Origin of the sequence: Meridianimarinicoccus sp. MJW13 (assembly GCF_014901205.1) — a bacterium.
Taxonomy (GTDB): Bacteria; Pseudomonadota; Alphaproteobacteria; order Rhodobacterales; family Rhodobacteraceae; genus Meridianimarinicoccus.
Window position 1 is genome coordinate 567,322 of sequence record NZ_JACNMU010000001.1, and the last position, 26,996, is coordinate 594,317.

At 67.2% G+C, this 26,996-nt stretch carries 26 protein-coding genes; 14 read left to right on the plus strand and 12 right to left on the minus strand.

The genetic code is table 11. From position 1 onward, the window contains the following. Positions 1-32 precede the first annotated feature (32 nt). Together H8B03_RS02750 and H8B03_RS02755 are read right to left on the minus strand one after the other, a co-directional pair. Complete coding sequence (locus H8B03_RS02750; RefSeq protein WP_319022422.1) at positions 33-632, minus strand: ABC transporter substrate-binding protein; 600 nt, start codon at positions 630-632, stop codon at positions 33-35. Beyond that, the gene (locus tag H8B03_RS02755; RefSeq protein WP_319022423.1) at positions 625-1,392 is read right to left on the minus strand and encodes a VacJ family lipoprotein; all 768 of its coding nucleotides are present in this window, start codon (positions 1,390-1,392) and stop codon (positions 625-627) included. The genes H8B03_RS02750 and H8B03_RS02755 overlap by 8 nt, the downstream gene beginning before the upstream one ends. 155 nt (positions 1,393-1,547) lie before the next feature. On the opposite strand from H8B03_RS02755, the gene H8B03_RS02760 reads away from it, so the two are divergent. From H8B03_RS02760 to H8B03_RS02780, 5 genes are all read left to right on the plus strand, one after another. Then, positions 1,548-3,278, plus strand: coding sequence for a type I secretion system permease/ATPase (locus H8B03_RS02760; protein WP_193140022.1), 1,731 nt, complete (start codon positions 1,548-1,550; stop codon positions 3,276-3,278). Between the two features lie 323 nt (positions 3,279-3,601). Then, positions 3,602-5,032, plus strand: a complete 1,431-nt coding sequence (locus tag H8B03_RS02765) for an HlyD family type I secretion periplasmic adaptor subunit (RefSeq protein ID WP_193140145.1) — start codon at positions 3,602-3,604, stop codon at positions 5,030-5,032. 29 nt (positions 5,033-5,061) lie between these two features. Continuing rightward, positions 5,062-5,526 carry a RidA family protein gene (locus tag H8B03_RS02770; protein ID WP_193140024.1) on the plus strand — a complete coding sequence of 155 codons (465 nt, stop codon included), beginning with the start codon at positions 5,062-5,064 and terminating at the stop codon, positions 5,524-5,526. Positions 5,527-5,607: 81 nt separating this feature from the next. Continuing rightward, positions 5,608-6,795 carry a GNAT family N-acetyltransferase gene (locus tag H8B03_RS02775; protein ID WP_193140026.1) on the plus strand — a complete coding sequence of 396 codons (1,188 nt, stop codon included), beginning with the start codon at positions 5,608-5,610 and terminating at the stop codon, positions 6,793-6,795. Positions 6,796-6,806: 11 nt separating this feature from the next. Then, positions 6,807-7,088 carry a 4a-hydroxytetrahydrobiopterin dehydratase gene (locus H8B03_RS02780; protein ID WP_193140028.1) on the plus strand — a complete coding sequence of 94 codons (282 nt, stop codon included), beginning with the start codon at positions 6,807-6,809 and terminating at the stop codon, positions 7,086-7,088. Between the two features lie 15 nt (positions 7,089-7,103). On the opposite strand, the gene H8B03_RS02785 is transcribed toward H8B03_RS02780, so the two are convergent. After that, positions 7,104-7,592: a peroxiredoxin gene (locus H8B03_RS02785; RefSeq protein WP_193140029.1), complete on the minus strand. Its 489-nt coding sequence runs from the start codon at positions 7,590-7,592 to the stop codon at positions 7,104-7,106. A gap of 78 nt (positions 7,593-7,670) precedes the next feature. Here H8B03_RS02785 and H8B03_RS02790 point away from each other — a divergent pair, with 78 nt between their 5' ends. Next, a complete protein-coding gene (locus tag H8B03_RS02790; protein ID WP_193140031.1) occupies positions 7,671-8,888 on the plus strand; it encodes an NAD(P)/FAD-dependent oxidoreductase in 1,218 nt (405 codons plus the stop codon). 3 nt (positions 8,889-8,891) lie between these two features. Further along, positions 8,892-9,446, plus strand: a complete 555-nt coding sequence (rsmD, locus tag H8B03_RS02795; RefSeq protein ID WP_193140033.1) for a 16S rRNA (guanine(966)-N(2))-methyltransferase RsmD — start codon at positions 8,892-8,894, stop codon at positions 9,444-9,446. Between the two features lie 203 nt (positions 9,447-9,649). Here the strand turns inward: rsmD and H8B03_RS02800 are convergent, their stop codons facing one another. The 3 genes from H8B03_RS02800 to sfsA all read right to left on the minus strand — a co-directional run bounded on the left by H8B03_RS02800 (position 9,650) and on the right by sfsA (position 12,389). Continuing rightward, on the minus strand, positions 9,650-10,642 hold the full coding sequence (locus H8B03_RS02800; RefSeq protein ID WP_193140147.1) for a TRAP transporter substrate-binding protein: 993 nt from the start codon (positions 10,640-10,642) through the stop codon (positions 9,650-9,652). 141 nt (positions 10,643-10,783) lie between these two features. Next, positions 10,784-11,596, minus strand: a complete 813-nt coding sequence (gene map / locus H8B03_RS02805; RefSeq protein ID WP_394355440.1) for a type I methionyl aminopeptidase — start codon at positions 11,594-11,596, stop codon at positions 10,784-10,786. Between the two features lie 70 nt (positions 11,597-11,666). Further along, positions 11,667-12,389, minus strand: coding sequence for a DNA/RNA nuclease SfsA (sfsA, locus tag H8B03_RS02810; RefSeq protein ID WP_193140037.1), 723 nt, complete (start codon positions 12,387-12,389; stop codon positions 11,667-11,669). A 46-nt stretch (positions 12,390-12,435) separates the two neighbouring features. Between sfsA and H8B03_RS02815 the strand changes: the two genes are divergently transcribed. Genes H8B03_RS02815 through H8B03_RS02830 form a run of 4 tightly spaced genes read left to right on the plus strand, consistent with a single transcriptional unit; the run spans position 12,436 to position 15,431 of the window. After that, the gene (locus H8B03_RS02815) at positions 12,436-13,179 is read left to right on the plus strand and encodes a molybdopterin-binding protein (RefSeq protein ID WP_193140039.1); all 744 of its coding nucleotides are present in this window, start codon (positions 12,436-12,438) and stop codon (positions 13,177-13,179) included. Then, a complete protein-coding gene (locus tag H8B03_RS02820) occupies positions 13,176-13,904 on the plus strand; it encodes a GNAT family N-acetyltransferase (protein ID WP_193140041.1) in 729 nt (242 codons plus the stop codon). Before H8B03_RS02815 ends, H8B03_RS02820 begins: the two co-directional genes overlap by 4 nt. A gap of 4 nt (positions 13,905-13,908) precedes the next feature. Next, positions 13,909-14,478 (plus strand): peroxidase-related enzyme, encoded by a 570-nt coding sequence (locus H8B03_RS02825; RefSeq protein WP_193140043.1) that lies wholly within the window; start codon positions 13,909-13,911, stop codon positions 14,476-14,478. Beyond that, on the plus strand, positions 14,475-15,431 hold the full coding sequence (locus H8B03_RS02830; RefSeq protein WP_193140045.1) for an OmpA family protein: 957 nt from the start codon (positions 14,475-14,477) through the stop codon (positions 15,429-15,431). The genes H8B03_RS02825 and H8B03_RS02830 overlap by 4 nt, the downstream gene beginning before the upstream one ends. Before the next feature lie 173 nt (positions 15,432-15,604). On the opposite strand, the gene H8B03_RS02835 is transcribed toward H8B03_RS02830, so the two are convergent. The 3 genes from H8B03_RS02835 to ilvD all read right to left on the minus strand — a co-directional run bounded on the left by H8B03_RS02835 (position 15,605) and on the right by ilvD (position 20,095). Further along, entirely contained in the window at positions 15,605-17,623 is a 2,019-nt protein-coding gene (locus H8B03_RS02835) for an NADPH-dependent 2,4-dienoyl-CoA reductase (RefSeq protein WP_193140047.1), read from the minus strand. Between the two features lie 80 nt (positions 17,624-17,703). After that, positions 17,704-18,375 carry a hypothetical protein gene (locus H8B03_RS02840; RefSeq protein ID WP_193140048.1) on the minus strand — a complete coding sequence of 224 codons (672 nt, stop codon included), beginning with the start codon at positions 18,373-18,375 and terminating at the stop codon, positions 17,704-17,706. Beyond that, complete coding sequence (ilvD, locus tag H8B03_RS02845) at positions 18,362-20,095, minus strand: dihydroxy-acid dehydratase (RefSeq protein ID WP_193140050.1); 1,734 nt, start codon at positions 20,093-20,095, stop codon at positions 18,362-18,364. Before ilvD ends, H8B03_RS02840 begins: the two co-directional genes overlap by 14 nt. 111 nt (positions 20,096-20,206) lie before the next feature. Here ilvD and H8B03_RS02850 point away from each other — a divergent pair, with 111 nt between their 5' ends. Genes H8B03_RS02850 through H8B03_RS02860 form a run of 3 tightly spaced genes read left to right on the plus strand, consistent with a single transcriptional unit; the run spans position 20,207 to position 23,360 of the window. After that, positions 20,207-21,103, plus strand: coding sequence for a CPBP family intramembrane glutamic endopeptidase (locus tag H8B03_RS02850; protein ID WP_193140052.1), 897 nt, complete (start codon positions 20,207-20,209; stop codon positions 21,101-21,103). 56 nt (positions 21,104-21,159) lie between these two features. Then, complete coding sequence (gene accD, locus H8B03_RS02855; RefSeq protein ID WP_193140054.1) at positions 21,160-22,092, plus strand: acetyl-CoA carboxylase, carboxyltransferase subunit beta; 933 nt, start codon at positions 21,160-21,162, stop codon at positions 22,090-22,092. Then, positions 22,089-23,360, plus strand: coding sequence for a folylpolyglutamate synthase/dihydrofolate synthase family protein (locus H8B03_RS02860; protein WP_193140056.1), 1,272 nt, complete (start codon positions 22,089-22,091; stop codon positions 23,358-23,360). Before accD ends, H8B03_RS02860 begins: the two co-directional genes overlap by 4 nt. Before the next feature lie 55 nt (positions 23,361-23,415). On the opposite strand, the gene H8B03_RS02865 is transcribed toward H8B03_RS02860, so the two are convergent. The 3 genes from H8B03_RS02865 to flgK are packed head-to-tail and all read right to left on the minus strand — an operon-like array spanning position 23,416 to position 26,978. Then, positions 23,416-24,516, minus strand: coding sequence for a flagellar basal body P-ring protein FlgI (locus H8B03_RS02865; protein ID WP_193140058.1), 1,101 nt, complete (start codon positions 24,514-24,516; stop codon positions 23,416-23,418). Then, positions 24,513-25,523: a flagellin gene (locus H8B03_RS02870; protein ID WP_193140060.1), complete on the minus strand. Its 1,011-nt coding sequence runs from the start codon at positions 25,521-25,523 to the stop codon at positions 24,513-24,515. Before H8B03_RS02870 ends, H8B03_RS02865 begins: the two co-directional genes overlap by 4 nt. 3 nt (positions 25,524-25,526) lie before the next feature. After that, entirely contained in the window at positions 25,527-26,978 is a 1,452-nt protein-coding gene (gene flgK / locus H8B03_RS02875; RefSeq protein ID WP_193140062.1) for a flagellar hook-associated protein FlgK, read from the minus strand. Positions 26,979-26,996 lie beyond the last annotated feature (18 nt).

Here is a 26,996-nt window from a genome sequence, read left to right on the forward strand (position 1 = left end):
AAGGGCGGCCTCCGGGGCCGCCCTTTTTCGTATCAGGTGTTCTTCAGGGTCTGCGTCAGCCTCGAGATCGAGCCGCCGGACTTGTCCAGCAGCGCGCCGATCTCGGTACGTTCGGTGGTCAGCATGTTGATGCCTTCGATGATCACGTTGAACACCTTGTCCGACCCGGACCCGTCCGAGACGTGGAATTCCACCTTTACATCCGAATGCCCGGGCACTTTGGCCACCGCATCCACCACCGTCACCTTCTTGTCGGCGCGGGCGCGCACAACCTTCACGGTGCCGCCCTTGAACTCGTTGAACCGGCGTCCGTACTTGCGGGAGAAATAGCCGGTGAAGGCATTGGTATAGGCCCTCAGCTCGGAACTGCTGGCCGAGCGGGCGGCGACGCCCAGCGAGAAGCGGGCAATAGTGGGCACATCGGCATAGCGTTTGAACAGGGCCTCGAAGTCCTTGATCATCCGCGATTCGGACTGGCCCGAGTTGATCGCCTTCTGCACTTCGGCAACCATCTTGTTGACCATGGCTTCGGCAGCGGCCGGGCTGGTCGCGGCGAAGGCGGCAGACGGCAGCACGGTCGTGGCGGCCAGCGCGGCCAGAAGATGGCGGCGGGTCAGGGCAATATCATTCACTGAAGAGCTCCTCATAGGGGTCGATGACACCGCCGTCGTCCGGGGTATCCCCCAGCTCGAATCGGCGGGTATCAAGATAGATCTGGCGGGTCTGCAGATAGCTGTCGGCGCTATCGTACAGAACTTCGTCCACCGTGCTCGAGAACTCGTACCGGTAGTCGGATTTCTCAAGCACATAGGTTGTAGGCGGAATAAAGCTCTCGGGCGGCGTCAGTCCAACGAAGGTCAACGGGTTCAGGAACAGGTCCACGACCTCGCCGGTGAGGGATCGCTGGGTATAGGGACCGAAGAACGGCACCTCGACATAGGCCCCTTCCTCGACGCCCCAGACGAACAGGGTCTCGCCAAAGTCGGTTGACCGGCGTTCCATCCCCCAGGCGCCGGCGGCGTCGAAGATGCCGAACACGCCCACGGTGGTATTGACCAGGAACCGGAACAGGTTGTGGCCGAAATCCTCGGGCTTGGCCTGCAGGGCATCGTTGACGATGTCGCCGGGCAGCTCCAGATTGGCCCGAACATTGTTCACCCGCGTCCGCAGATAGCGCGGCAACACGCCATACGCCTGCGAGAACGGGCGAAACAGCACCGTGTCGAAGTCCTTGTTGAACTCGTGGACCTTGCGATTCACGTTCTCATAGGGGTCGTCGACGACAGAGCCCTCGGGACCAGATGTCGCGCAACCGGCCAGAAACACCGGTAAAACAAGGGCTTTGATGACATGTCGGCGAGCAATGGCCGACCACTTGCGTACGTGTTGCACTGGGGGGATCACCCTCTTGTAAGCACGCGACCACACATAGTAGACCCGGAAAGAAGATGCCACCACCTCGCGAGGCCGTGAGGGTTTTCCGCCAGAGGTATTTCCGGCGCGACACGCTATCGTGGCCTCGCAGACCGCATCCAGAGGAACAATCCATGCAGAAAACTGACCAGGCGGGCCGAAACGAGCTTCGCGCCGCGCGGGCCGAAAACCGCGGATTGTTCTGGTTCGTCGCCGTCTTTTCGACCTTCGTGAACCTGCTGATGCTGACCGGGCCGCTGTTCATGCTGCAGGTCTATGACCGGGTGCTGGGCAGTCGGTCCGAGGCGACGCTGGTGGCGCTGGCTGCGCTGGTGGCCTTTCTTTACCTGATGATGGGTCTGCTGGACTACGTGCGCGGGCGGGTGCTGACCCGGATCGGCGCGCGGTTCCAGGCCAAACTGGATCGCCGGGTGTTCACGGCAGCCATCGACGACGCCGCAAAATCCAACCGCAGCGCCGCCGCCGCCGGGGTGCGCGACCTTGAGACGGTGCAGAAGTTCCTGTCCTCGCCAGTGCTGAGCGCCATGTTCGACGTGCCCTTCACCCCTGTCTTCCTGTTCGGCATCTTCATTTTCCACCCGTGGCTGGGGATGCTGGCCATCGGGGGCGGGCTGATTCTGGTGGCGATCACGGTGATGAACCAGGCGATGACCCGCCGCCCGGTGGTCGAATCACATGTGGCCTCGGCCGAGGCCGACCGCATGTCCGAACGGCTCAAGACCGAGGCCGAGATGGTGCAAAGCCTCGGCATGCGCAATTCGGCGTTCACCCGCTGGCAGGCGATCCGCAACAGGTCGCTGGGGCTTTCGGTGACAGCCAGTGATGCACAGGGTTCCTTCGCGGCGGCCACCAAGACCTTCCGGCTGTTCCTGCAATCGGCAATGCTGGGTCTGGGCGCCTATCTGGTGCTGCAGAACCTGGTGACGCCGGGCGCGATGATCGCCGCCTCGATCCTGATGGGCCGGGCGCTGGCCCCGATCGAGATCGCGGTCAGCCAATGGGCGCTGGTACAATCGGCCTCGCGCGCGTGGAACAACCTTGCGCGCCTGCTGACCGAGCACCCGCCGAAACCGCCGCTGACCCAACTGCCCGCCCCCAAGGCGCATCTTGAGGTCAGCCAGGTCACCGCCCTGCCGCCGGGCGAACAGCAGGCAACGCTGCGCATGGTCTCGTTCCGGCTGGATCCGGGGCAGGCCATGGGCGTGATCGGCCCGTCGGGCGCTGGCAAATCTACGCTGGCCAAGGTGCTGACCGGCGCCTGGCGTCCGGCGGGCGGCACCGTCCGTCTGGATGGTGCCACGCTGGATCAATACGAACCCGACCTGCTGGGCCGCTACATCGGCTATCTGCCCCAGAAGGTGCAGTTGTTCGACGGCACCGTGGCCGAGAACATCGCCCGTCTTGATCCCAACGCCCGCGACGCCGACATCGTTGCTGCCGCCAAGGAAGCCGCGGCCCACGAGATGATCCTGAACCTGCCCAACGGCTATGACACCTATCTGGCGATGGATGGCGGCCACCTGTCCGGCGGCCAGATCCAGCGCGTCGGGCTGGCCCGCGCACTCTATGGCGATCCGGTGATCCTGGTGCTGGACGAGCCGAACTCGAACCTCGACAACGAAGGTTCCATTGCCCTGAACGAGGCGATCCGGCGGATGAAGCGCGAAGGCAAGGCGGTGCTCATCATGGCGCACCGTCCGGCGGCGATTCAGGAATGCGACCTGCTGCTGGTTCTGGATGGCGGCATCGTGCGCGCCACCGGCCCGCGCGACGAGGTGCTGAGCAAGATGGTCAAGAACGCCAATGAGATCAAAGCCTCACAAGGCCAGGGAGGCATCACATGAGCACCGACGACCAGACCCCCAAGCCCGTAGATCCCAAGGCCACCGCTGCGGCGGGAACCCCGGCAACCGACGCATCAAAGCCCGCCACGCCGGCCACGGCAGACGATGCACAATCGACAGACAACGCCGCGGACACCCAACCCAAGGGCGACCCTGCCAGCGCCCAACCAGCGGGCGACCCGGCCAGCGCCCGGCCAGCGGGCGACCCTGCCAGCGCCCAACCAACGGGCGACAAGGCCAGCGCCCAACCCAAGGGCGACAAGGCCACGACCCTTGCCCGCAAGGCCAGTGCCGCCATGCCACCGGAACTGGCCAAGAAGGTGATGGAAGCGCAACTCAAGACCGCCGGCACCCCGCCACCGCGTCAAGCCCCGACACCCAAACCCGATCCCACCAAGGGCAATGGCGCTCTGGCGACCACCGCCCCGGCGGCCCCGCAACTGCCCCCCGCCGATACCTCGGCAGCATGGTCGGCGCGGCGGCCCCTGACGCTGGGCATCCTTGTGCTGATCGTGCTTGTCGGCGGCTTCGGCGGTTGGGCCGTCTTTACCGAGATTGCCGGGGCGATCATCGCCAGCGGCCGGATCGAGGTCGATCAGAACCGTCAGGTCGTGCAGCACCTGGATGGCGGCATTGTGGACGAGATCCTTGTGGACGAGGGCGACCGGGTGGCCTCGGGCGATATACTCATCCATCTCGACGACAGCATCCTGGCTTCGGAACTGTCCATCGTCGAAGGCCAGCTTTACGAACTCATGGCCCGGCGCGGAAGGCTTGAGGCCGAGCAGGACGGACTGAACGCGATCTCCTACGACCCGATTCTGTTGCAGGTCGCGGCCACCCGTCCCGAAGTGGCCAGCCTGATGCGCGGCCAGCAGCGCCTGTTCGAGGCGCGCACCCAGTCGCTGGCCCGTGAAGTCGAACAGCTTGGCAAGCGGCGCAGCCAGATCAGCAGCCAGATCGAAGGGATCGAGGCGCAGCAGGACGCCCTGGCCCGCCAGTTGGAACTGATGAAGGAAGAGGTCGCCGACGCCGAAACCCTGCTGGCCGGCGGCCTGGCCCAGAAACCGCGTTTGCTGGCGCTTCTGCGCGAGGAATCCAGTCTCAGCGGCACGCTGGGCGAATTGCAGGCCTCGAAGGCCGAGGCCGAGGGCCGCATCACCGAGATCGACATCCAGATCCTTGGCCTTGAGAACACCCGCCGCGAGGAAGCCATCTCGCGCCTGCGCGACATCCAGAGCCGCGAGGCCGAACTGGCCGAACAGCGCCGCGCCCTTCTGGACCGGCTGTCACGGCTGGACATCCGCGCCCCGGTTGCCGGCATCGTCTATGACCTGCAGGTCTTTGCCGAACGCTCGGTCATCCGCCCTGCCGACCCGGTGCTCTACATCATCCCGCAGGATCGCCCGCTGGTGATCCAGACGCGGGTGGAGCCGATCCACATCGACCAGGTCTTTCCCGGTCAGGAGGTCACGCTGCGCTTCTCGGCGCTGGACAGCCGCACCACGCCGGAACTGACCGGCCGCGTCACCCAGATTTCGGCGGATGCCTTCACCGACCAGTCCACCGGTTTCAGCTTCTACCTGGCCGAACTGGAACTGCTGGAAGGCGAGATCGACAAGCTGCCCGAAGGCATCACCCTGCTGCCCGGCATGCCGGTCGAAGCCTTCCTGCGCACCGACGATCGCACGCCCATGGCCTATCTGGTGAAACCGCTGGCCGATTATTTCGTCAAAGCCTTCCGCGAAAGCTGATCGCGGCCCGACCAACAGGAAAAAGACCCATGACCAACCCGATCGAATCCCGCCTTGCCGCCCTTGGCCTGACGCTGCCCGATGCGCCCGCCCCGTTGGCCGCCTATGTGCCCTTCGTCCGCACCGGCGATCTGCTGCATGTGTCCGGACAGGTGTCCGCGAACGCCGAGGGGCTGATAGTGGGCCAGTTGGGCAAGGATCTGGATGTGGAGGCCGGCCAGAAGGCTGCCGCACGCTGCGCGCTCAGCCTGCTGGCGCAGGTCAGGGCCGCCTGCGACGGCGACCTGTCGCGGCTGGTGCGGGTGGTCAAGCTGAACGCTTTCGTCAATTCGACCTCCGATTTCACCGACCAGCCGGCGGTGGTCAACGGCGCCTCGAACCTGTTGGGCGAGGTGCTGGGTGACGCGGGCAAACATGCGCGCTCTGCCGTCGGCGTGGCGCAACTGCCTTTTGGCGTGGCGGTCGAAATCGACGGCGTCTTTCAGATCTCCTGATCGCGCGCCCGTGTACGGGCCATGCCTTGACCTTGGCGCTGGCAGTGTCAGGTTCAGGGCGAGCCCGCCACAGGTTGCCCGATGAAGCACAGCCCCACCGAAGTCACTGTCCACCTGTCGATTGACGAGATCCCGCAAGCGGAGTGGGATGCCTGCGCCTGCCCCGAGGCCGCCGATGGCGCACGCCCGCTCGATCCGTTCACCACGCATCGGTTTCTCAAGGCACTGGAAGACAGCGGTTCGGTCGGGCGTGGCACCGGGTGGGAGCCGCGCCATCTGGCGGTGCACCACAACGGGCAGGTGATCGCCGTGGCCCCGCTTTACGTCAAGGGGCACAGCCAGGGCGAATACATCTTCGACCACAATTGGGCGCACGCCTATGAAAACGCGGGCGGCGCCTATTATCCCAAGCTGCAGATCGCGGTGCCCTTCACCCCGGCCACCGGTCGCCGCCTTCTGGCCCACCCCGCCTTCACCGAGTTGGGACAGGCCGCATTGGTGCAGGGCGCCGTGCAACTGGCCGCCAACAACGAGGTCTCCTCGGTCCACATCACCTTTTGCACCGAGGCCGAGGCCGAAGCCGGCGCGCAAATGGGCCTGATGCGGCGGCGCAGTCAGCAGTTTCACTGGCTCAACGACGGCTACGCGGATTTCGACGCCTTCCTGGCCAGCCTGTCCTCGCGCAAGCGCAAGAACATCCGCAAGGAGCGCGCCACCGCCCAGGGCTTCGGCGGCCAGATCGTCGCCCTGACCGGGAAGGACATCGAGCCCGAACACTGGGACTGGTTCTGGCGATTCTATCAGGACACCGGGGCGCGCAAATGGGGCACCCCCTATCTGACCCGCGCCTTCTTCGACTGCGCCCAGGAAAGCCTGCGCGACGACATGCTGCTGGTGCTGGCTCTGCGCGACGACCGCCCCGTCGCCGGCGCGCTGAATTTCATCGGCCGTGACGCGCTGTTCGGCCGCTACTGGGGCGCATTGGAAGATCACCCCTGCCTGCATTTCGAGCTGTGCTACTATCAGGCCATCGACTTCGCCATCACCCACGGTCTGGCGCGGGTCGAGGCCGGCGCGCAGGGCCAGCACAAGCTGGCGCGCGGCTATCTGCCGGTGACCTGCCATTCGCTGCACTGGGTCGGCGATCCCGGCTTTGCCAAGGCCATCGCCCGCTATCTGGAGGCCGAAGGCGCTGCGGTCGAGGAAGAGATCGAGGTTCTCACCGCCTATGGCCCGTTCAGGAAATCCGACCCCTCGGTCGATCCGTGACAGGAGAAGACATGCAAGACAAACTGACCGACCGCAGTGCGCTGGAGCCGCTGTTCGCCACCGGATGGGACCTTGTGGACGGGCGCGACGCCATCACCAAGACCTACAGGTTCGCCGATTTCATCGAGGCGTTCGGCTGGATGACCCGCGCGGCCCTTGTGGCCGAGGCGATGAACCACCACCCCGAATGGCACAATGTCTATCGCACCGTCACCGTCACCCTGACCACCCATGATGCGGGCGGTCTGTCGGCGCTGGATGTGGTGCTGGCGGGCAAGATGGACAGCCTCTGACCCGCCAGATCGGTTTTACAGAACGTCCAGCAGGGTTTCGCCCGCCGAGACGTTGCAGACGCCGCCGTCGGGCTCGACGTTCAGCAGGCTGACCTTGCCGTCATCGACGATCATGGCGAATCGCTGCGACCGGTCGATCAGACCGATGGCCGGGGCGGTGAACTCCAGCCCCAGCGCATGGATGAAGGTGCATTCCGGGTCGCACAGGATGCGAATCCCGGCCTTGGTCGCGCCGGTGGTGTCGCCCCAGACCTTGGCAACGAAGGGATCGTTGACGATCACGCAAACAATATCATCGATACCCTTGGCCTTCAGATCGCCGATGGTGCGGATATAGCTGGGGATATGGGCCTCGGTGCAGGGGCCGGTATAGGCACCGGGCAGGCCCGCCAGCACGATCTTGCGGCCCTTGGTCAGGCTGCTCAGTTCGACGGTTTCGGGACCCTCGGCCCCAAGACGCATCAGGGTGGCTTCGGGCAGGGTGTCGCCTTGGGAAATCGGCATGGGTGTCCTCGCTTCGTGTTTCACTTGCAGGTGTGGCGACTATAGTGCAGCCAGCGGGCCAAACCAGCGGAGAGCAGCATGGACACCTCAATTGTCATCATCGGGGCCGGTCAGGCCGGGGCTTCGCTGGCATTGGCGCTGCGCGGTGCGGGCCACGACGGGCCGGTGACCCTGATCGGGCAGGAACCCGTGCCGCCCTATCAGCGACCGCCCCTGTCCAAGGCCTATCTGCTGGGCGAGATGCCGCTGGACCGGCTGTACCTGAAACCGGCCGAGGCCTGGGCGGATCTGAACGTCACCCTGCGCACCGGCACCCGCGTCATCGGCATCGACCCCGGCGCCCGCAAGCTGGCCCTGAAGGGCGGCGAAACCCTGGCTTACGGCAAGCTGGCCCTGACCCTGGGGGCCACGCCCCTGCGCCTGCCCGCCACCATCGGCGGCAATCTGGACGGGGTCTTCACCATGCGCGATCTGGCCGATGCCGATGCCATCGCCCCCCACCTGAAACCCGGCGCCCGCGCGCTGGTGGTTGGCGGCGGCTACATCGGGCTGGAGGCTGCCGCCGTGGCCCGCAAATCCGGCATGGACGTCACGCTGGTCGAAGCCGCCGACCGCATCCTTGGCCGCGTCGCCTGCCCGCAAACCGCCCAGTGGTTCGCTGCCCGCCACCGGGCCGAAGGCGTCGATCTGCGCGAAGGCACCAGCCTTGTCCGCCTGACCGGCCCCGATGGCACCGTCACCGCGGCGGAACTGTCCGATGGCACCACCCTGGAAGTCGATCTGGTGATCGTCGGCATCGGCGTGCGCCCCGAAACCGCGCTGGCCGAAGGCGCGGGGCTGGTGCTGGACAACGGCATCGCGGTCAACGCCCGCGCCCGCACGACCGAACCCGGCATCTGGGCGGCGGGCGACTGCGCCTCCTTCCCCTATCGCGGCGGGCGCATCCGGCTGGAAAGCGTGCAGAACGCCATCGATCAGGCCGAGGCCGCCGCCCGCGACATGCTGGATCAGGGCGCCGATTACATCCCCAAGCCGTGGTTCTGGTCGGATCAATATGATGTGAAACTGCAGATCGCCGGGCTGAACACCGGTTATGACCGCATCGTCACCCGTCCCGGCACCCGCGACGGCGCGATCTCGCACTGGTATTTCGCGGGCGATCAGCTTCTGGCGGTGGACGCCATGAACGACCCTCGCGCCTATATGATCGGCAAGCGGCTGGTGGATGCCGGGCAAAGCGCCGATCCTGCCGCCGTCGCCGACCCGGCAACCGATCTCAAATCGCTGCTGGGCTGAGCCATGCGCATCATCGCCGGAGAGTTTCGCGGCCTGCGCCTGGCCGCTCTGGGCAAGGGCGATCCCGGTGCCCACCTGCGCCCCACGCCCGACCGGGTGCGCGAAAGCCTGTTCTCGATGCTGACCAGCCGGCTGGGCGATTTCGACGATCTGCACGTCCTCGACCTGTTTGCCGGAACCGGCGCACTGGGGCTTGAGGCCCTGTCGCGCGGCGCGGCAACCGCCATTTTCGTGGAAAAGGGCCGCAAATCGCAATCCCTGATCCGTCAGAACATCGCCCTGACCCGCAGCGCGGCGCGCTGCACCCTGCTGGGCGCGGATGCCACGCGGCTGCCGCCCTGTTCCGGCACGCCCGCTGATCTTGTCTTTCTCGATCCGCCGTATGGCAAGGGGCTGGGCGAACAGGCGCTGGCCAGCGCCCGCGCCAGCGGCTGGATCGCGCCCAAGGCCATGATCCTATGGGAGGACAACACCCCCCACGACGCCCCCGAAGGGTTCACCGTCGAAACACAGCGCCGCTTTGGCGACACGCAGGTCACGCTGCTGACGCTGGGGTGAGCCGGGCCGAAGGCGTCGGTGCGACCTGCCGCCCGACCGACCCACGGCTTGAAGCTCCGCCGGAGCAAGTGCCGGTCGGCTGGGGCTCCGCCCGTTCGCACCTCAATCGATCCCCCGGATCGATTGCAAGACGGCGCTCACTCTTGTCAAAATACTCCCGTCGGAGGCAGAAAATCCCGGGCGCAGCGCGCCCGGAACCGCCCTCAGTTGCCCGCGCCGGCGGTGCCCGAATAGGTGCCCATCATCGTGCGGACATCTTCGACAAGACCGGCGCCATCCAGCCCCTTGGCGGTCATTTCCTCGATCCAGCCGGCGGTCACGGCCGCGCCCACGGTGCGCAGCTTGTCTGTCTCGGCCTCGTCCAGAACCACCATGGTGTGGCCGGCGGATCGGATCACATCTTCGCCCTCGGCATCGCCCTGGTCATGGGCGCGTCCAGCCCAGGCCGCCGCCATGGCGCCCGAGTTGGCGTCGATCACGGCTTTCAGATCTTCGGGCAGGCTTTCGTACCTAGCCTTGTTCATCGCCCAGATGAAATAGAGGTTATACAGCGATTGGTCACCCGCCACGTCGGTATGGCTGTCGGTCAGCTCGTCCAGCTTCAGCGAGGGCGCGATCTCCCACGGGATCACCCCGCCATCGACCACGCCCTTGGCCAGCGCCTCGGGGAAGGCCGGTACCGGCATTCCGACCGGGGTGGCCCCGGCTTCCTTCAGCAGCGCCGTGGCCGGGCGCGACGGGCCGCGCATACGCAACCCGTCCAGATCGGCGACGGTTTCCACCGGCGCGCCCTTGGTGTGCAAAATCCCGCGCCCGTGCAGATGCGCCACGATCACATGCACATCGGCGAAATCGTCCATCAGGTGCTTCTGGGTGAACTCCCAGGCCGCCTGGCTTGATTCCTCGGCGGATTTTGAGGTCATGAACGGCAGTTCCAGCGCCTCGGCCTCGGGGAAACGGCCGGGCTGGTAACTGGGGATCACCCAGCCGCCGTCGATGGCGCCGTCACGGATCAGATCGTATTGCGCGGTGGGTTTGCCGCCCAACTGCATGAAGGGATAGATCTCGACCTTGATCCGGCCGCCGGACTCCCGCTCTACCTTTTCCGCCCACGGCCCGATGAAATACTTCGGGTTGGCCGAATTGGGCGACACGAAATGCTGGAACCGCAGGGTAACCTCCTGGGCGGAGGCCATCCCGGCCAACGCCGAAAGGACCAGCGGCAGGGCGATGCGACGAAGCGAAAGGGTCAAGACGAAGTCTCCTGTGGAAAGCCGTGCCGCGCGCGGATCAGACCGCGCCACCAAGGCACCGATGGGTCGGGATCGCGGCGGGGCTCAGCCCTGAGGCGGGAAGAACAGGTCGGCGGGCGACAGGGTGAAGATCTCGCAGCCCTCGGCGGTGACGCCGATCGAATGCTCGAACTGCGCCGACAGGGACTTGTCGCGGGTCACCGCCGTCCAGTCGTCGGCCAGCACCTTGGTTTCGGGACGGCCCAGGTTCACCATCGGCTCGATGGTGAAGAACATGCCCTCTTCCAGTTTCGGCCCGGTGCCCGCACGGCCATAGTGCAGCACGTTGGGCGGCGCGTGGAACACCCGGCCAAGGCCGTGGCCGCAGAAGTCGCGCACCACCGACATGCGATGCGCCTCGACATAGGCCTGGATGGCATGGCCGATGTCACCAAAGGTGTTGCCGGGCTTGACCGCCTCGATGCCCTTGAACAGCGCGTCATGGGTCACCTGGATCAGCCGCTCGGCCTTGCGGGGCAGCTTGCCGGCCACATACATGCGGCTGGTGTCGCCGAACCAGCCATCGACGATGACGGTCACGTCGATGTTCAGGATATCGCCATCCTTCAGCACCTTGGCGCCGGGAATGCCGTGGCAGACCACATGGTTCACCGAGATGCACGAGGCATGCTGGTAGCCGCGATAGCCGATGGTGGCCGACTTTGCGCCCGCATCCTCGACCGCCTTCTCGATGGCCGCGTCCAGCGCCGCCGTGGTGGCGCCCGGCACGACCATGGGCCCGACCATGTCGAGGATTTCGGCGGCCAGACGGCCCGCCTTGTGCATCCCGGCAAAGTCCGCCGGTTCATAGATCCTGATGCCGTCTTTCGTCAGACGGCCCTGGCTGCGATCGTCCAAAAACGTCTCTCCCGGGCGATAAAAATTTGGCATTCATGTAATACAGCGGCGCTGCGGATGCCAGTGGTGGTCAGATCACTTCTGCCGTAGCGGCAGGAATGGGCAGGTTTTCCGCCAGAATAACCCCATCCTGCGAAATGGTACATCCGTGACACATCATCTCAACTCCGGCGGCAATCGCGCGATCAAACGCCGCCGCATAGGCCGGATCGATGTCCCCCGCCAGCCGGAAGCGCGCACAATCGGTGCGCTGCACCACATATAGCATCACCGCGCGATGCCCCTGCGCCACCATGTCGGACAGTTCCTGCAAATGCCGTGCGCCCCGCGTGGTGACGCTGTCGGGAAACTCGGCCCAGTCGCCGTCGCGGCGCAGGTGCACGTTCTTGACCTCGACATAGGCATCTGGAAGCCCGGGCTCGCTCAGCAAGAAGTCGACGCGGCTTTTCTGGCCGTATTTGACCTCGGGCCGGACGGTGCCATAGGCCGCCAGCGCGGGTACGGCGCGGGCCAGCAGCGCCTCTCTCACCACGCGGTTGGGCACCGCAGTGTCGATGCCCGCCCAATGGCCCCCCGGCAGTTCCGCCAGTCGCCAGCCGTATTTCAGCTTGCGCTTGGGGTCGTCGTTGGGCTCCAGCCAGACCCGCAGGCCTTCGTCCTTCAGCCCCAGCATCGCGCCGGGGTTGGCGCAATGGGCCGTGATCACTTCTCCGCTGTCCAGTTCGACATCGGCCAGAAAGCGTTTGTAGCGGCGGATCAGGCGGCCGGGCACCAGTGGGGTTTGAAAGCGCATGGGCCTGACCTATACCCCCATTAACAGTCCGGCAAGGAGACCCGACATGGCTGACCCAAAGGCACAACCGCAGGCCGCGATGCTGGTCATCGGCGACGAGATCCTGTCCGGTCGCACCCGTGACAGCAACATGCATTACCTCGCCAACGAATTGACCCGCCACGGCGTGCCGCTGGCCGAGGTCCGCGTGGTCAGCGACGCGCACGACGTCATCGTCGCGGCGATCCGCGAGTTGTCGGCGCGCTACGACCACCTGTTCACTTCGGGCGGGATCGGGCCGACCCATGACGACATCACCGCCGATGCGGTGGCCGCCGCCTTTGGCGCGCATCTGGACGTGCGCGACGATGCCCGCGCCCTGTTGCAGGCCCATTACGACCGCCAGGGATCGGAATTGAACGCCGCCCGTCTGCGCATGGCGCGCATTCCCGATGGCGCAACCCTGATCGACAATCCGGTCAGCACCGCGCCGGGGTTCACCCTGGAAAACGTGCATGTGATGGCCGGGGTGCCGTCGGTGTTTCAGGCCATGGTGGCCTCGGTCCTGCCGACGATCACCGGCGGGCCGCAGATGCTCAGCCAGTCGCTGACCGTGCATCGCGGCGAAGGCGATATCGCCGGGCCGCTGGCGGACCTGGCCGCAGAATTCGACGATGTCAGTTTCGGCTCCTACCCGTTCATCCGCAATGGCGCCTATGGCTCCAACGTCGTGGCGCGCAGCACGGATGCCGCCAGGCTGGGGGCCGCCATGACCCGCCTGCACGCGCTGTTCCCGACGGAGACCGCATGAGCCTGTCCACCACCCATCTAACCGAGGTTCTGGACGCGACATGGCCGTCTGCAACCTGCCGCACGGACGGCCCCTTCCTGCTGAAGCTCTCGCCCGGAGGCGGCAAACGGGTGCGCGCGGCGCGGCTGTTGACCGAGACCTTCACGCCCGCTGATCTGGATCGGGCCGAGACTGCGATGCGCGCCGCCGGTCAGCCGCCGCTGTTCCAGCTGGCCCCCGGTCAGGAGGCGCTGGACCGCGCCCTTGCGGCGCGCGGCTATGCGGTGGCGGACGAGACCCTGTTCATGACCTGCGACCTGGCCCCGCTGTGCGACATCGACGTGCCGCGACTGACCGCCTTTGACATCTGGCCGCCGCTTGCGGTGCAGCAGGAGCTTTGGGCCGAGGCCGGGATCGGTCCCGATCGACTGGCGGTGATGACCCGTTGCAAGGACCCGCACCGCAGCCTGATGGGCCGGGAATGCGACCGGGTCGCCGGCGCGGGCTTCGTGGCCTGCCACGGGGGCGTGGCGATGGTGCACGCACTGGAAACCCGGCCAGAGTTTCGCGGTCAAGGGGTGGCAACACGGCTGATGGGACAGGCGGCCCGCTGGGCGGCCGGGCAGGGTGCGCGCCACATGGCGCTGGCGGTGACGCAAGCCAATACCGTGGCGCGTGCCTTCTATCGCGGGCTTGGCATGGAAGAGCGGCCCGGCTACACCTATCGCATTGGAACACAGGAATAAACCGATGCCCCTGACCGGCCCCACCGCCCTAGACCTGCCCGCAGTCTCGCCCCTGCCCGAGGAAACCGAAGCCTATTTCAAGTTGTGCGAGGACAAGCTGGGACTGGTCCCCAACGTGCTGCGGGCTTATGCCTTCGACATCGAGAAGCTGACCACCTTCACCGCGCTCTACAACGATCTGATGTTGGGCGACAGCGGCCTGAGCAAGCTGGAGCGCGAGATGATCGCGGTGGTGGTCTCCTCCGTGAACCGCTGCTGGTACTGCCAGGTGGCCCATGGCGCGGCCGTGCGGGAGTTGTCCGGCGATCCGGCCCTGGGCGAGGCCATGGTGATGAACTACCGCGCCGCCGATCTGGATCCGCGCACCCGCGCGATGCTGGATTTCACCGTCAAGGTGACCGAGGCCAGCAGCACCATCGAAGAGCCCGACCGGCAGGCCCTGCGCGACCACGGTTTCACCGATCGTGACATCTGGGACATCGCCTCGGTCGCGGGGTTCTTCGCCATGTCCAACCGTATGGCCTCGGCCGTGGCGATGGCGCCCAATCCGGAATACCACGGCACCGCCAGATGAACCCCGGCTGGCCGTCGGGCCTGGCAGGTGCCCTGCTTCTGGCTGTTGCAGGGGCCGCCACCGCCGTCGAGACGACGGGGCCTGCCGGCACCACGCAACTGGCTACCCGCAGCGACGCCGCCGCCCCCCACGGCATTGCCATCGGCCCCGCCGCGCCGTTCCAGCCGCCCGAGGAGGCGGTTCTGGTGGCCCCCCGCCAGCGCATCAGCTGGCGCGGCAGCGATCCCGCCGGGGCGGATGCCGCACGCCTGCTGGCCGAGATGCAGGCGCGGCTGGCCGGGGACGGGTTCGAGGTGATCTATGACTGCGAAAGCCGCACCTGCGGCGGTTTCGATTTCCGCGATGCCCTGCCCCTGCTGCCCAGCCCCGAGATGTTCGTGAGCCTGGGGCGCTATGCCTATCTGGCGCTGCGGCGGGAAGATGAGACCGGCGTGGCGCTGGCCAGCCTGATCGCCAGCCCCGCGCCCGGCGGTGCCTATCTGCAACTGACCCTGGTGGGCGGGGAACCGGAAACGCAGGTGGTTGATCCGTTGGCGCCCGATCCCGTCGGCGCAGTGGTTGCGGCCCCGGTGGACGATATTGGCCTGCGACTGGAAACCCAAGGCCACGCGGCACTGGACGGCATGGGGTTCGAGGCCGGCAAGAACGAGATGGAGGCCGAGATCCCGCAGGTTCTGCGCGACCTGGCCGACTGGCTTGCCGCCGATCCGGCGCGGCGCGTGGCGCTGGTGGGTCACAGCGACTGGACCGGCTCGGCCGAGGCCAACCAGCGCCTGTCGCGGCAACGGGCGCAGGCAGTGGGCGCGATCCTGACTGGCGAGTTGGGCGCGCGGGCGCGCCAGATCGAAACCCATGGCGCGGGCTTTCTTGCGCCGCGTGTGTCCAACACCACCCCCGAGGGGCGGGCCGCCAACCGCCGGGTCGAGGTGGTGCTGCGGCCCCCGGCGGAGTAGCGGGGCGCTGCCCCCTCTGGCCCTGCCGGGCCATTCACCCCCGGAGTATTTTCGCCAAGAAGAATGAGCGCCGTCCCGGAAACGGTGAGGCGGAACCGAAAACGCGCCCGTGGCGCGTTTTCCCGCCGAACGGGGATCGTTTGAGGCGCGAACAGGCAGCGCCTCAGCCTGTCCTACAGCTGCGCGGCCAGGCGGGTGCCCTGATCGATGGCGCGTTTGGCGTCCAGTTCGGCGGCCTTGTCGGCGCCGCCAATGACATGCACCTCGGTCCCGGCAGCGGTCAGTGCATCCGCCAGCGACCGGTTGGGCACCTGACCGGCGCAGAGCACGATGGTGTCCACGGGCAGGGTTTCCGACACATCGTTGCGGGTGATATGCAGCCCGGCGGCGTCGATCCGGTCATAGGTAACGCCGGCCAGCATGTTCACGCCCTTCATCTTCAGCGTCGCCCGGTGGATCCAGCCGGTGGTCTTGCCCAGCCGTTTGCCGGGTTTTTCCGCCTTGCGTTGCAGCAGGGTCACCTGCCGCGCGGGCGGTTCGGGCTGGGGGCCTTCGGGCGCAAGGCCCGCTGGTGCAAGGCCGGGATCGGTGACGCCCCATTCGCGCAGCCACAGATCGAGATCCTCGGTCGGGCTGTGGCCCTGATGGACCAGGTATTCGGCCACGTCGAAGCCGATGCCCCCCGCGCCGATCACCGCCACGCGCGGCCCGGCGGTCGCACGACCTTCCAGCAGGTCGGCATAGCCGATCACCTGCGGCGCCTGCTGGGCCGGGATCTGCGGGTCGCGTGGCAGGACGCCGGTCGCCAGCACCACTGCATCGAAGCCGGTCAGGTCTTCGGCGGACACTTCGTGGTTCAGACGCAGCGTCGCGGTGCTGGCGGCCAGTTCCGTGGCGAACCAGTCCACCAGGCCGTGAAATTCCTCTTTCCCCGGCACCTGGCGGGCCAGGTTCAACTGGCCGCCGATACGGTCGGCCTTGTCGAACAGGGTCACGTCATGGCCACGGCCCGCAGCGGCGATGGTGGTGGCCAGCCCTGCCGGTCCGGCGCCCACCACGGCGATACGGCGCGGGGTGACGGTGGGGGGCAGCGTCAGCTCGGTCTCGTGGCAGGCGCGCGGGTTGACAAGGCAACTGCTGATCTTGCCCGAGAACGTGTGATCCAGGCAGGCCTGGTTGCAGGCGATGCAGGGGGCGATGCGGGCGGCATCCCCGCGTGCGGCCTTGGCAACGAAATCGGCATCGGCCAGAAACGGCCGCGCCATCGACACCATGTCGGCACAGCCTTCGGCCAGCACCGCCTCGGCCACCTCGGGGGTGTTGATTCGGTTCGAAGTGATGACCGGGATCGAGACCTCGCCCATCAGTTTCTTCGTCACCCAGGTGAAGGCGCGGCGCGGGACGCTGGTGGCGATCGTGGGGATGCGGGCCTCGTGCCAGCCGATGCCGGTGTTCAGGATCGAGGCCCCGGCCTTTTCCATGGCGCGGGCCAGCGTGACGACCTCGTCCCAGGTGGAGCCATCAGGCACCAGGTCGATCATCGACAGCCGGTAGATGATGATGAAATCGGCGCCCACGGTGGCGCGGGTGCGGCGCATGACCTCCAGCGGCAGACGCATCCGGTTCTCATACGACCCGCCCCAGCGATCGGTGCGGCGGTTGGTGTGCCGCACAAGGAACTGGTTCAGAAAATAGCCTTCCGAGCCCATGATCTCGACCCCGTCATACCCGGCCTCGCGGGCGCGGCCGGCGGTGGCGGCGATGTCGGCGATCTGTTTCTCGATGCCGGCCTCGTCCAGTTCGGCGGGCGGGAAGGGCGAGATCGGGGATTTGATCGCCGATGGGGCGACGCAATCGGGGGAATAGGCATAGCGGCCCGCATGCAGGATCTGCATGGCGATGCGGCCGCCCGCGTCATGCACGCGGTCGGTGACGATGCGGTGATGGGGAATTTCCTCGGGCCGGTACAGCCCCGCCGCGCCTTTCAGAACCGCGCCTTCGGGATTGGGGGCCATGCCGCCGGTGACCATCAGGCCGACGCCGCCGCGGGCGCGTTCGGCATAAAACTCGGCCACCCGGCCCCAGTCGCCGGTTTCTTCCAGGCCGGTGTGCATGGATCCCATCAGAACCCGGTTGGGCAGGGTCACATGGCCCAGATCCAGCGGTGCCAGAAGATGTGGATAGGTTGTCATTGGCGCGGCTCCCCCGTTGCTGGCCACAGGTTTCCCTGCCCGCACGGGGTTTGTCACGCTCAACGCGGCGTCACAGACGCTCAGGCGTCCTGATCAGAGACCGGCGCGGCATTGGCGGCGCGCATGGCGGCCAGGAAACGATCCAGCGTCCGGCGCATCTGGGCGTCGGTCATCGGCACCGCCTCGTGGGAGTGCACCGACAGGGCCACCAGTCGGTTTTTCATCGCCAGAACCGCCCGCCACGAGGTGTCCTGCAAATCATCGGGCCGCCCGGTGCTGCGATCACGCACCTTCAGCAGCAACACATCGCCGTCGCGGCGGATATCCAGCAGCGTGACCGTGTCGGCCCGGTTGTCATGGGACAGCGCCGCCCGGCCCGAGGTTGACCGCAAGAAGCGTTCCAGCTGGGCGGCGGTGGGCGCCTGCGGCTGATCGGTTTCCGGCGAGACCAGCGCGGTCAGCACCCCCGGTGCCGTGGGCCCTTCGGGTTCGCCGTTCAGCGTGGCGCAGCTGCCCAGCAGCACGAAAGACCCACGTTCGCGGTCGCGGCTGCCGGACTTGTCGATGCAATAGCCCGACGGGCCGACCACCGTGACCGAATTCTGCGCCACGCGCACGGCGGTCACCGGGCCGTGGCCAAAGGACGAACGTCCGGCAAATTCGCCGTTGGCGTCGCAGCCCGACAGGGCCAGAACGCCGAAGGCGGCCACCACAGCCGCCCCCTTGGCACTCATGCGATCAAAGATCGGCATAGATATGCTTTTCTTCCTTCGCACCGGGATGGGTGACCGCGCCCAGACGAGTCGCGCCCACCAGCTGCGCGTATTTCCACAGCGCACCGGCGGCATAGATGGTGTCGCGCGGGCCGGTCCAGGCCTCCTTGCGAGCGGCCAGTTCCTCGTCGCTCAGCGCGACCGAGATTTCGCCCTTGATCGCGTCGATGGTGATCTGGTCGCCATCCTGCAACAACGCGATGGGACCGCAATGGGCCGCTTCCGGGCCGACGTGACCGACGCAGAAACCGCGGGTCGCGCCCGAGAACCGGCCATCGGTGATCAGCGCCACCTTCTTGCCCATGCCTTGACCGGACAGGGCAGCGGTGGTGGCCAGCATCTCGCGCATGCCGGGGCCGCCAGCGGGGCCTTCGTTGCGGATCACCAGAACCTCGCCTTCCTTGTACTGGCGCGCTTTCACGGCTTCGAAGGCATCTTCCTCGCATTCGAACACGCGCGCCGGGCCGGTGAAGACCTGCTCTTCGTCGCTCATGCCCGCGACCTTCACGATGGCCCCATCGGGGGCCAGGTTGCCTTTCAGCCCGACCACACCGCCGGTCTGGGTGATCGGCTTGTCCACCGGATAGATGACACGGCCATCGGCCTCGCCCTCGATCAGGTCCAACTCCTCGCCGATGACACGGCCCGAGGCGGTCATGCAGTCTTCGTGGATCAGACCGGCGCGGCGCAGCTCCTTCAGGACCACCGGCACGCCGCCGGCCTCGTAAAGATCCTTGGCCACAAACTGACCGCCGGGCTTGAGATCGACGAAATAGGGGGTGTCGCGGAAAATGTCGCAAACATCGTCGAGGTTGAAGTCGATCCCGGCCTCATGGGCAATCGCGGGCAGGTGCAGGCCGGCGTTGGTCGACCCGCCGGTGCAGGCCACGACGCGCGCGGCGTTTTCCAGCGATTTGCGGGTCACCACGTCGCGGGCGCGGATCCTCTTTTCAAGCAGGTTCATGACCGCTTCGCCCGAGGCGGTGGCATACTGATCGCGGCTCTCATAGGGCGCCGGGGCACCCGAGCTGTTCATCAGGGCAAGGCCGATGGCTTCGGACACACAAGCCATGGTGTTGGCGGTGAACTGGCCACCGCAGGCACCGGCCGACGGACAGGCGACCTTTTCCAGCGCGGTCAGTTCCTCGTCCGAGTTGGCCCCGGCCTGGTGACGGCCCACGGCCTCGAACACGTCCTGCACGGTCACATCCTTGCCGTTGAACCGGCCCGGCATGATCGATCCGCCGTAGATGAAGACCGACGGCACGTTCAGCCGCACCATGGCCATCATCATGCCCGGCAGCGACTTGTCACAGCCCGCAAGGCCGACGATGGCGTCGTAGCAATGGCCGCGCATGGTCAGCTCGACGGTGTCGGCAATCGCCTCGCGCGAGGCCAGCGAGGACCGCATGCCCTCGTGCCCCATGGCGATGCCGTCGGTCACGGTGATGGTGGTGAATTCGCGCGGAGTGCCATCGGCAGCCTTGACGCCCATCTTCACGGCCTGGGCCTGTCGATTCAGGCTGATGTTGCAGGGCGCGGCCTCGTTCCAGCAGGTGGCCACACCGATCAACGGCTGGTGAATTTCCTCCTCGCTCATGCCCATCGCATAGTAATATGACCGGTGCGGCGCGCGCGCCGGGCCTTCGGTCACATGACGGCTGGGAAGTTTGGACTTGTCGAACGTGCGCTTGAGCATCGGATCCTCCGGGAATTCTGGCTGGAAACCGGAATAGGGCGGCCCGCATCCGCGTGCAAGGGCTTCCCCCCGTGTCGCGTCGGGCTATACCGATCCGAAAAGGATCGCCCGATGCCTGCCCGCCCCCTGCCCCCGCGCTTTGCCGCAATGATCGCCCCCGCCCGCGCCCGGCCTGCCCTGTGGCGGCTGGCGCCGGGGCTGCTGCTGTTGGCGATGGTCTATCTGGGGCTGAACGCCGCGATTTGGGCCGCCTACGGGCTGAGCGCGGGCTGGGACCGGGCCGAGATGCTGCTGGCGAAACTCGCCGTGGCCTCGACCCCGGCGACGGCGCTGATCCTGCTGGCCAGCTTTGCGCCGATGGCCCTGGGCGCGGCACTGGCGGCGCGGCTGATGCATCGCCGGCCGCTGCGCTCGCTGACCGGGCCGGGCGGGGTGCTGCTGCGCCATGCCGGGATCGCGGGGCTGGTGGGGCTGGCAGTTTATACCCCGGCGCTGGGGCTGTGGCATCTGGCGCAGGACAGCCAGCCAAACCTGCCGCCGGGCCTGTGGGCACGGCTGCTGCCGCTGACACTGGCGGCCATCGCGCTGCAAACCTTCGCCGAGGAACTGGTGTTTCGCGGCTATCTGCAAGGCCAGCTGGCGGTGCGCTTTGCCCGGCCGCTGATCTGGGCGGGGCTTCCGGCGCTGGTCTTCGGGGCGCTGCATCACGATCCGGCGCGGATGGGCGATGGCGCGCTTGCTGCGGTAATCGCGGCGGTGATCTTCGGCCTGCTGGCCGCCGATCTGACCGCGCGCACCGGCAGCATCGGCGCGGCCTGGGGGCTGCATTTCGTCAACAACACCGCCGCCATCGCCTTGCTGGCCACGCCAGGCACCATCACCGGCCTGGGCCTGCGGGTGACGCCCTATACGGTTCAGGACCTTGGCTGGTCGCCGATAGGCACCCTCACCGACCTGATTCCCCTGGTGCTGAGCTGGCTGATCCTGCGCCGGATATTGCCGCGCTGATTGCAATTCCGCCTGCAGGGTCTTATCTCGGCCCAAACATGGAAAAAGGCCCGGCCATGAACTGGATCTCGAATTACGTCCGTCCGACAATCAATTCGCTCTTCTCGCGGCGCGAGGTGCCCGAGAACCTGTGGACCAAATGTCCCGGCTGCGGCACCATGCTGTTTCACCGCGAACTCGTGGAAAGCCTGAACGTCTGCACCAATTGCGGGCATCACATGGCGCTTGGTCCGCGCGACCGGCTGTTCTCGCTGTTCGACGGCGGCGCCTATGTCGAGGTTCCGGTGCCCGCGCCGGTGCCCGACCCGCTGCAATTCCGCGACCAGAAGAAATATCCCGAGCGCATGAAGGCCGCCCAGAAGAAGACCGGCGAATCCGAGGCCATGCTGGTGGCCGAAGGCGAGATGGGGCGCACCGGCGCCGTGGTCGCGGTGCAGAACTTCGACTTCATGGGCGGCTCCATGGGAATGCATGTGGGCAACGCGCTGATCGCCGGGGCCGAGCGGGCGGTGGAACGCGGCCTGCCCTTCATCGTCTTTGCCGCTGCCGGGGGCGCACGGATGCAGGAAGGCATCCTGTCGCTGATGCAGATGCCGCGCTCGACCGTGGCAGTCCAGATGCTGCGCGAGGCCCGGCTGCCCTACATCGTGGTGCTCACCAACCCGACGACCGGCGGGGTGACCGCCAGTTATGCCATGTTGGGCGACATCCAGATCGCCGAACCCGACGCGCTGATCTGCTTTGCCGGGCCGCGCGTGATCGAACAGACCATCCGCGAAAAGCTGCCCGAAGGCTTCCAGCGCGCCGAATACCTGCTGGAACACGGGATGCTGGACCGGGTGATCCCGCGCAAGGACATGCGCGAGGAACTGATCACCATTCTGCGGTTGCTGCTGCGCAAGTCGCCCGCCATCAAGGGCGAACTGCCGCCGCCGGGATCGGCCGACAAGAAGGTCGCCAAGGCCGCAAAGGCCGGATCCAAGCCGTGACGGCTGTTGGCTCCGACATCCTTCTGGATCGGATGATGTCGCTGCACCCCAAGATCATCGACCTGACGCTGGACCGGGTCTGGCGGCTGCTGGCGCGGCTGGACCACCCCGAGACTCGGCTGCCGCCGGTGATCCACATCGCCGGGACCAACGGCAAGGGCTCGACCCTGGCGATGCTGCGCGCCGGGTTGGAGGGCGCCGGGCAAAGCTGCCACGCCTATACCTCGCCGCATCTGGTGCGGTTTCACGAACGGGTGCGGCTGGCCGGACAGCTGATTTCGGAACCCGCGCTGTCGGCGGTGCTGGACGAATGTCTGGAGCGTAACGGCCCCGACCCGATCACCTATTTCGAGATCACCACCGTGGCCGCCCTGCTGGCCTTTGCCCGCACGCCCGCGGACTGGACCCTGCTGGAAGTGGGGCTGGGCGGGCGGCTGGATGCCACCAACGTGATCGAAAAACCTGCGCTCTGCGTGATCACGCCGGTGTCGGTGGACCACGAACAGTTTCTGGGCGACACACTGGCCAAGATCGCCTTTGAAAAAGCCGGGATCCTGAAGCGCGGCGTGCCCTGCGTGGTCGGACCCCAGCCCGACGAAGCGCTGGAGGTGATCGAGGCCCGGGCCGCCCGCGTCGGCGCGCCGCTGCTGGTGCATGGCCAGCACTGGCATGTCTGGGAAGAACGTGGCCGCCTGGTCTTCCAGGATGAAACTGGGCTGTGCGACCTGCCGCTGCCGGCCCTGCCCGGCGCGCATCAGATCGCCAATGCCGGGGCCGCGCTGGCCGGGTTGCGGCACCTGGGGTTTGGCGAGGCCGCGTTGGAGGCCGCCATGACCGGCCCCGACTGGCCCGCCCGGATGCAGCGGCTGACCGGCACCTCGTGGAACACGCTGTTGCCGCAGGCCGAGCTTTGGCTCGACGGCGGCCACAACGCCGCGGCGGGCGCAGCGTTGTCGCGCCATCTGGCCAGCCTGCCCGACCGGGAAACCCACCTGATCTGCGGCATGCTGCGGACCAAGGATGCCAGTGGCTATCTGCGTCCGCTGGCAACCCAGGTGACGGGCGTGCAGGCGGTATCAATTCCCGGTGCCGAAGCCACCCTGAGCGCCGAGGAAACCACCCACGCCGCACAACAAGCCGGGTTGGCCGCCGCGCCCGCGCGCGATGTCGCCGACGCCTGTGCCCGGATCGCCGCCACCTCTCCGCAGGCCCGCGTGCTGATCTGCGGCTCGCTCTACCTGGCCGGCGCGGTTCTGGCAGACGCCTGAGCCACGCCCGGCCGGGATCGCCCACGCGGTTCGCGCCGCAATCGCCGGCCGCCGTCTAGCGCACCACGAATTCCGCATGCAGCGCCCCGGCCGCCTTGATGCTTTTCAGGATGTCGATCATGTCGCGCGGCGAGACCCCCAGCGCGTTCAGACCGGCGATGACCTCGGACAGGGTGGTCCCGTCCGGCACTTCGGCCAGCCCGGTGCCGGGCTCTTCCTCGATCGCGACATCGGTGCGTGGCACGACGATGGTTTCGCCGTCGGAAAACGGGTTGGGCTGCGACACCAGCGGGGTTTCCTGCACTTTCAGCGTCAGGTTGCCCTGCGATACGGCCACGCGGCTGATGCGCACTTCATCGCCCATGACGATCGTGCCCGACCGCTGGTCAACGACCACGCGGGCGCGGCGCTGGGGCACGACCCGCAGGTTTTCGATCTGCGCCATGGCCCGCGCCGGGGATCCGGCCCGCGTGGCATCGAGGTTCAGCCTTACGGTGCCTGCGTCCATCGCCTCGGCCACGCCCCGGTCGAAGCGGCGGTTGATGACCTGCTCGATCAGCAGCGCGGTGGTGAAATCTGGTGTGCGCAGGGCCAGCCGCAGCGACGACAGGGTCGAGAAATCGAACTCCACCTCCCGTTCCACCCGCGCGCCTGACGGGATCACGCCCGAGGTCGGCACGCCCTGGATCACCGTCGCGGCCTCGCCCTCGACCGAGGCGCCCCCGGCGATCACCGTGCCCTGCGCCACCGCGTAGATCTGGCCATCCGCCGCGTTCAGGGGCGTCATCACCAGCGTCCCGCCCAGCAGGCTTTTCGCATCGCCAATGGCCGAGACGGTGATGTCGATCTGCGAACCGACCCGCGAGAACGGCGGCAAGGTGGCGGTCACGAAGACCGAGGCCACGTTCTTGGGCCGAAACTGCTCTCCGGCCACGTTGACGCCCAGCCGTTCCAGGATGTTGGCCATGATCTCTTCGGTGAAGGGCGAGTTGCGCAAGCCGTCGCCGGTGCCGTTCAGCCCGACCACCAGGCCATAGCCCACCAGGTCGTTGCCGCGCACCCCGTCGAATTCCACCAGATCCTTCAGCCGGATTTCGCCCGCCTGAAGGGCTCCGGCCAGCAGGATCCAGATCAGGATCAGACCCGCCCGGATCATCGCAACACCGACACGAGCGACAGCCCGGACAGGCGCGCGGTGACCGTATAGATCGTCTCCAGCTGGGCCTCGACCTCGCTGAGCCGCAGCGCCGTCTCGAAGGGATCGGCCTGGACCAGTGCGTTCTGCGCCATGCGCAGCGCCGCCGCCTGGCTGTCGGACCGGATCCGCGCGGTATCAATCCGTTCCTCGTCATAGCCGATGCCGGCCTTCAACGCGGTGACCTCATCGGCGCTGTTCATTAGCCCGGCCCCGGCGTCGGCCAGCAGGCGCTTCTGTTCGGCCACATTCCCCGCCAGAAGCCCCTGCCCCATCAGCGCCGTCACCGCCACCTGCTTGAGCACCTCGCGCAGGGGTTGGGCATCGGCGCGGGTGGTCAGCGCCACCTGCGCGTTTTCGCCGATGTCGAAGGGGGCAAGATCGGTGGTGGCACCCTGGTAAACGGTGGTTTCAAAGCCGCCGCCGGGGGTGTCGAACCACGCGTCCGCCGCGGTTTGCACCCCCGCGGCGGTGGTCTGCCCGCTCAGCGCGGTAGACAGGCCCGCCAGAAGGGTCGCGGCATCTGCCACCGCGGGCGCATCGGTGGCCACACCGGCAAACAGGCTGCGGTCGCCATAGCTGGTGTTCAGCCGCGCCAGAAGCTGGTCAAGCTGGTCCGCGGCCTGAGCGTAGATTGTGTTGCGCTGCGTCGCCTCTCCGGTGGAGGCCACGTTCAGATAGTCGGCACCGGCGCGCGTGACAGTGTCCAGAACCCCGGTCAGCGCCAGTTGCTGGGCCGCCGCGAATTGCCCGGCATCGCGGTTGCTGGCGGCATAGCCCGTGTTCAGTTGCAGCCCGTGTTCGATCCCCGCCAAAGCGCCGAAATTGCCGTCCAGACGGGTTTGCAGATCGGACAGCCGGCCCGAGCCAAGCTCTGCCGAAAGCTGGTTCAGATCCGCCTTCACCGTGGTGGTCTGGCGCCGCAGCAGGAAGGCGCGGGAAAGGTCGCCAAGGTTGGTTGTCATCATCGCTCAGATCTCCAATAGGGTGTCGAGCATGCCCTGGGCGGCCGAAATCACCCGCGCATTGGCGGCATAGGCCTGTTCGATCAGCAGCAGCTTCTGCATCTCGCGATCGCTGTCGACGCCCTCGGCTTGCAGTGCCGCGCTCAGCCCGTTTTGGCGGGCGGTGGCATGGGCCAGGGCGGTATCCTGTGACAGCCGTGCCGTGCCCAGTGCCGTGTAAAGATCGGCGGCCTGACCAGCGGCGGTGCGGCTGGCCCCCGACAGCACCGGAGAGGCCGGGGATTGGGAGGCCGCCAGCGCATCGCGCAAGCGCGCCAAACCGGCCGCATCCCCGACTGCACCCGGCGCGGCGGCGCCCAACCCGTCGCGCAGGCGCCAGACCTGCCCGCCCTGCGCCGGGTCGACGGCGGCGTTCAGGGCCAGCCGCTGCGACAACCCGGTCTCATTGGTCGTCAGAAAGGACCCGCCTCCGTCGGTCAACAGCCCGGGCGCGCCCGCCGCAACCGAGGGATCCACCCCGCTGGCCGAAACCCGGTCCAGCAGATCGCGGGCAAACCCATCCAGTTGCGCCTGTGCAGTCACCGAAAGATCGTCACGCACCGCCACCAGGGCCGCCAGCCGCCCGCCCGACAGCAGATGCTTGTCGCGGGTCAGGTCGACGGGCTGTCCGTTGACCTGGATGCCCGACAGCAGCCCGGCACCAGAAGCGTGATGCGGCGTGATCACCGGGGTCGCCTGGAAGTCGAAGGACGGCGCCGTGCCATCCAGCAATAGGCCGCCCTCGCTCATCAGCGCGATCATGCCGTGGCCGCGATCCACCTCGCGCACCGGGACCAGTTCCGAGACCCGGTCAACCAGTCGCTGCCGCGTGTCCTTCAGGGCGTTGGCCGCATCGCCACGCATGGTTGCCTTGCGGATGTCGGTGTTCAGTTGCGCGATCTGCGCCAGATCCGTTTCCAGTTGCGCCACCGCCTGTCCGATCCCGTCGTCAGCGCGGGCGCGCTCAGCCTGAATGCCGTCGGACACCTGGGCAATCCGGTCCACCAGCAGCGACAGCGCATCCACAACCTGGGTCTGCCGGGCCGATTGATCAGGACGCGCCACCGCCGCCACCAGCGCGGTTTCGACGCCGCTGACCAGATCGGTCAGCGCGGTTCCCGATCCGGGTTCCCCCTGCAGATCCTGGACGCGAGCCAGAAAGGCGCTGCGGGTCTCGGCGCCGGCCTGATCGGCCGAGGCGGCGCGCTGGTCGGTCAGCAGGGTCAGGGTGCGCACCCGGTCGACCGACACGATCTGCACGCCGCCGCCCGCGCCCGAGGCGCGCGCGCCCAGTTCGACCTCGCGGCGCCCGAAGCCTTCGGTCAGGGCGTTGGCGAGGTTGTCGGACACCACGCTGGCCGATCGGCTGGCGGCGCTCAGCCCGGACAGGGCATTGGCCAGGGCACCGGAAATGCTCATCGCTCAGTCCTTTCCGCG

Bases quoted from the DNA above. Each gene is read 5' to 3' on its own strand.
- H8B03_RS02870 (WP_193140060.1), bottom strand. From the start codon at position 25,523: ATGATGACAACCAACCTTGGCGACCTTTCCCGCGCCTTCCTGCTGCGG.
- H8B03_RS02780 (WP_193140028.1), top strand. From the start codon at position 6,807: ATGCAAGACAAACTGACCGACCGCAGTGCGCTGGAGCCGCTGTTCGCC.
- H8B03_RS02760 (WP_193140022.1), top strand. From the start codon at position 1,548: ATGCAGAAAACTGACCAGGCGGGCCGAAACGAGCTTCGCGCCGCGCGG.
- H8B03_RS02765 (WP_193140145.1), top strand. From the start codon at position 3,602: ATGGAAGCGCAACTCAAGACCGCCGGCACCCCGCCACCGCGTCAAGCC.
- H8B03_RS02800 (WP_193140147.1), bottom strand. From the start codon at position 10,642: ATGGCCTCCGCCCAGGAGGTTACCCTGCGGTTCCAGCATTTCGTGTCG.
- H8B03_RS02820 (WP_193140041.1), top strand. From the start codon at position 13,176: ATGAGCCTGTCCACCACCCATCTAACCGAGGTTCTGGACGCGACATGG.
- H8B03_RS02770 (WP_193140024.1), top strand. From the start codon at position 5,062: ATGACCAACCCGATCGAATCCCGCCTTGCCGCCCTTGGCCTGACGCTG.
- rsmD (WP_193140033.1), top strand. From the start codon at position 8,892: ATGCGCATCATCGCCGGAGAGTTTCGCGGCCTGCGCCTGGCCGCTCTG.
- H8B03_RS02830 (WP_193140045.1), top strand. From the start codon at position 14,475: ATGAACCCCGGCTGGCCGTCGGGCCTGGCAGGTGCCCTGCTTCTGGCT.
- H8B03_RS02815 (WP_193140039.1), top strand. From the start codon at position 12,436: ATGGCTGACCCAAAGGCACAACCGCAGGCCGCGATGCTGGTCATCGGC.
- sfsA (WP_193140037.1), bottom strand. From the start codon at position 12,389: ATGCGCTTTCAAACCCCACTGGTGCCCGGCCGCCTGATCCGCCGCTAC.
- flgK (WP_193140062.1), bottom strand. From the start codon at position 26,978: ATGAGCATTTCCGGTGCCCTGGCCAATGCCCTGTCCGGGCTGAGCGCC.
- H8B03_RS02775 (WP_193140026.1), top strand. From the start codon at position 5,608: ATGAAGCACAGCCCCACCGAAGTCACTGTCCACCTGTCGATTGACGAG.
- H8B03_RS02785 (WP_193140029.1), bottom strand. From the start codon at position 7,592: ATGCCGATTTCCCAAGGCGACACCCTGCCCGAAGCCACCCTGATGCGT.
- accD (WP_193140054.1), top strand. From the start codon at position 21,160: ATGAACTGGATCTCGAATTACGTCCGTCCGACAATCAATTCGCTCTTC.
- H8B03_RS02850 (WP_193140052.1), top strand. From the start codon at position 20,207: ATGCCTGCCCGCCCCCTGCCCCCGCGCTTTGCCGCAATGATCGCCCCC.
- H8B03_RS02865 (WP_193140058.1), bottom strand. From the start codon at position 24,516: ATGATCCGGGCGGGTCTGATCCTGATCTGGATCCTGCTGGCCGGAGCC.
- H8B03_RS02835 (WP_193140047.1), bottom strand. From the start codon at position 17,623: ATGACAACCTATCCACATCTTCTGGCACCGCTGGATCTGGGCCATGTG.
- H8B03_RS02840 (WP_193140048.1), bottom strand. From the start codon at position 18,375: ATGCCGATCTTTGATCGCATGAGTGCCAAGGGGGCGGCTGTGGTGGCC.
- H8B03_RS02790 (WP_193140031.1), top strand. From the start codon at position 7,671: ATGGACACCTCAATTGTCATCATCGGGGCCGGTCAGGCCGGGGCTTCG.
- ilvD (WP_193140050.1), bottom strand. From the start codon at position 20,095: ATGCTCAAGCGCACGTTCGACAAGTCCAAACTTCCCAGCCGTCATGTG.
- H8B03_RS02825 (WP_193140043.1), top strand. From the start codon at position 13,909: ATGCCCCTGACCGGCCCCACCGCCCTAGACCTGCCCGCAGTCTCGCCC.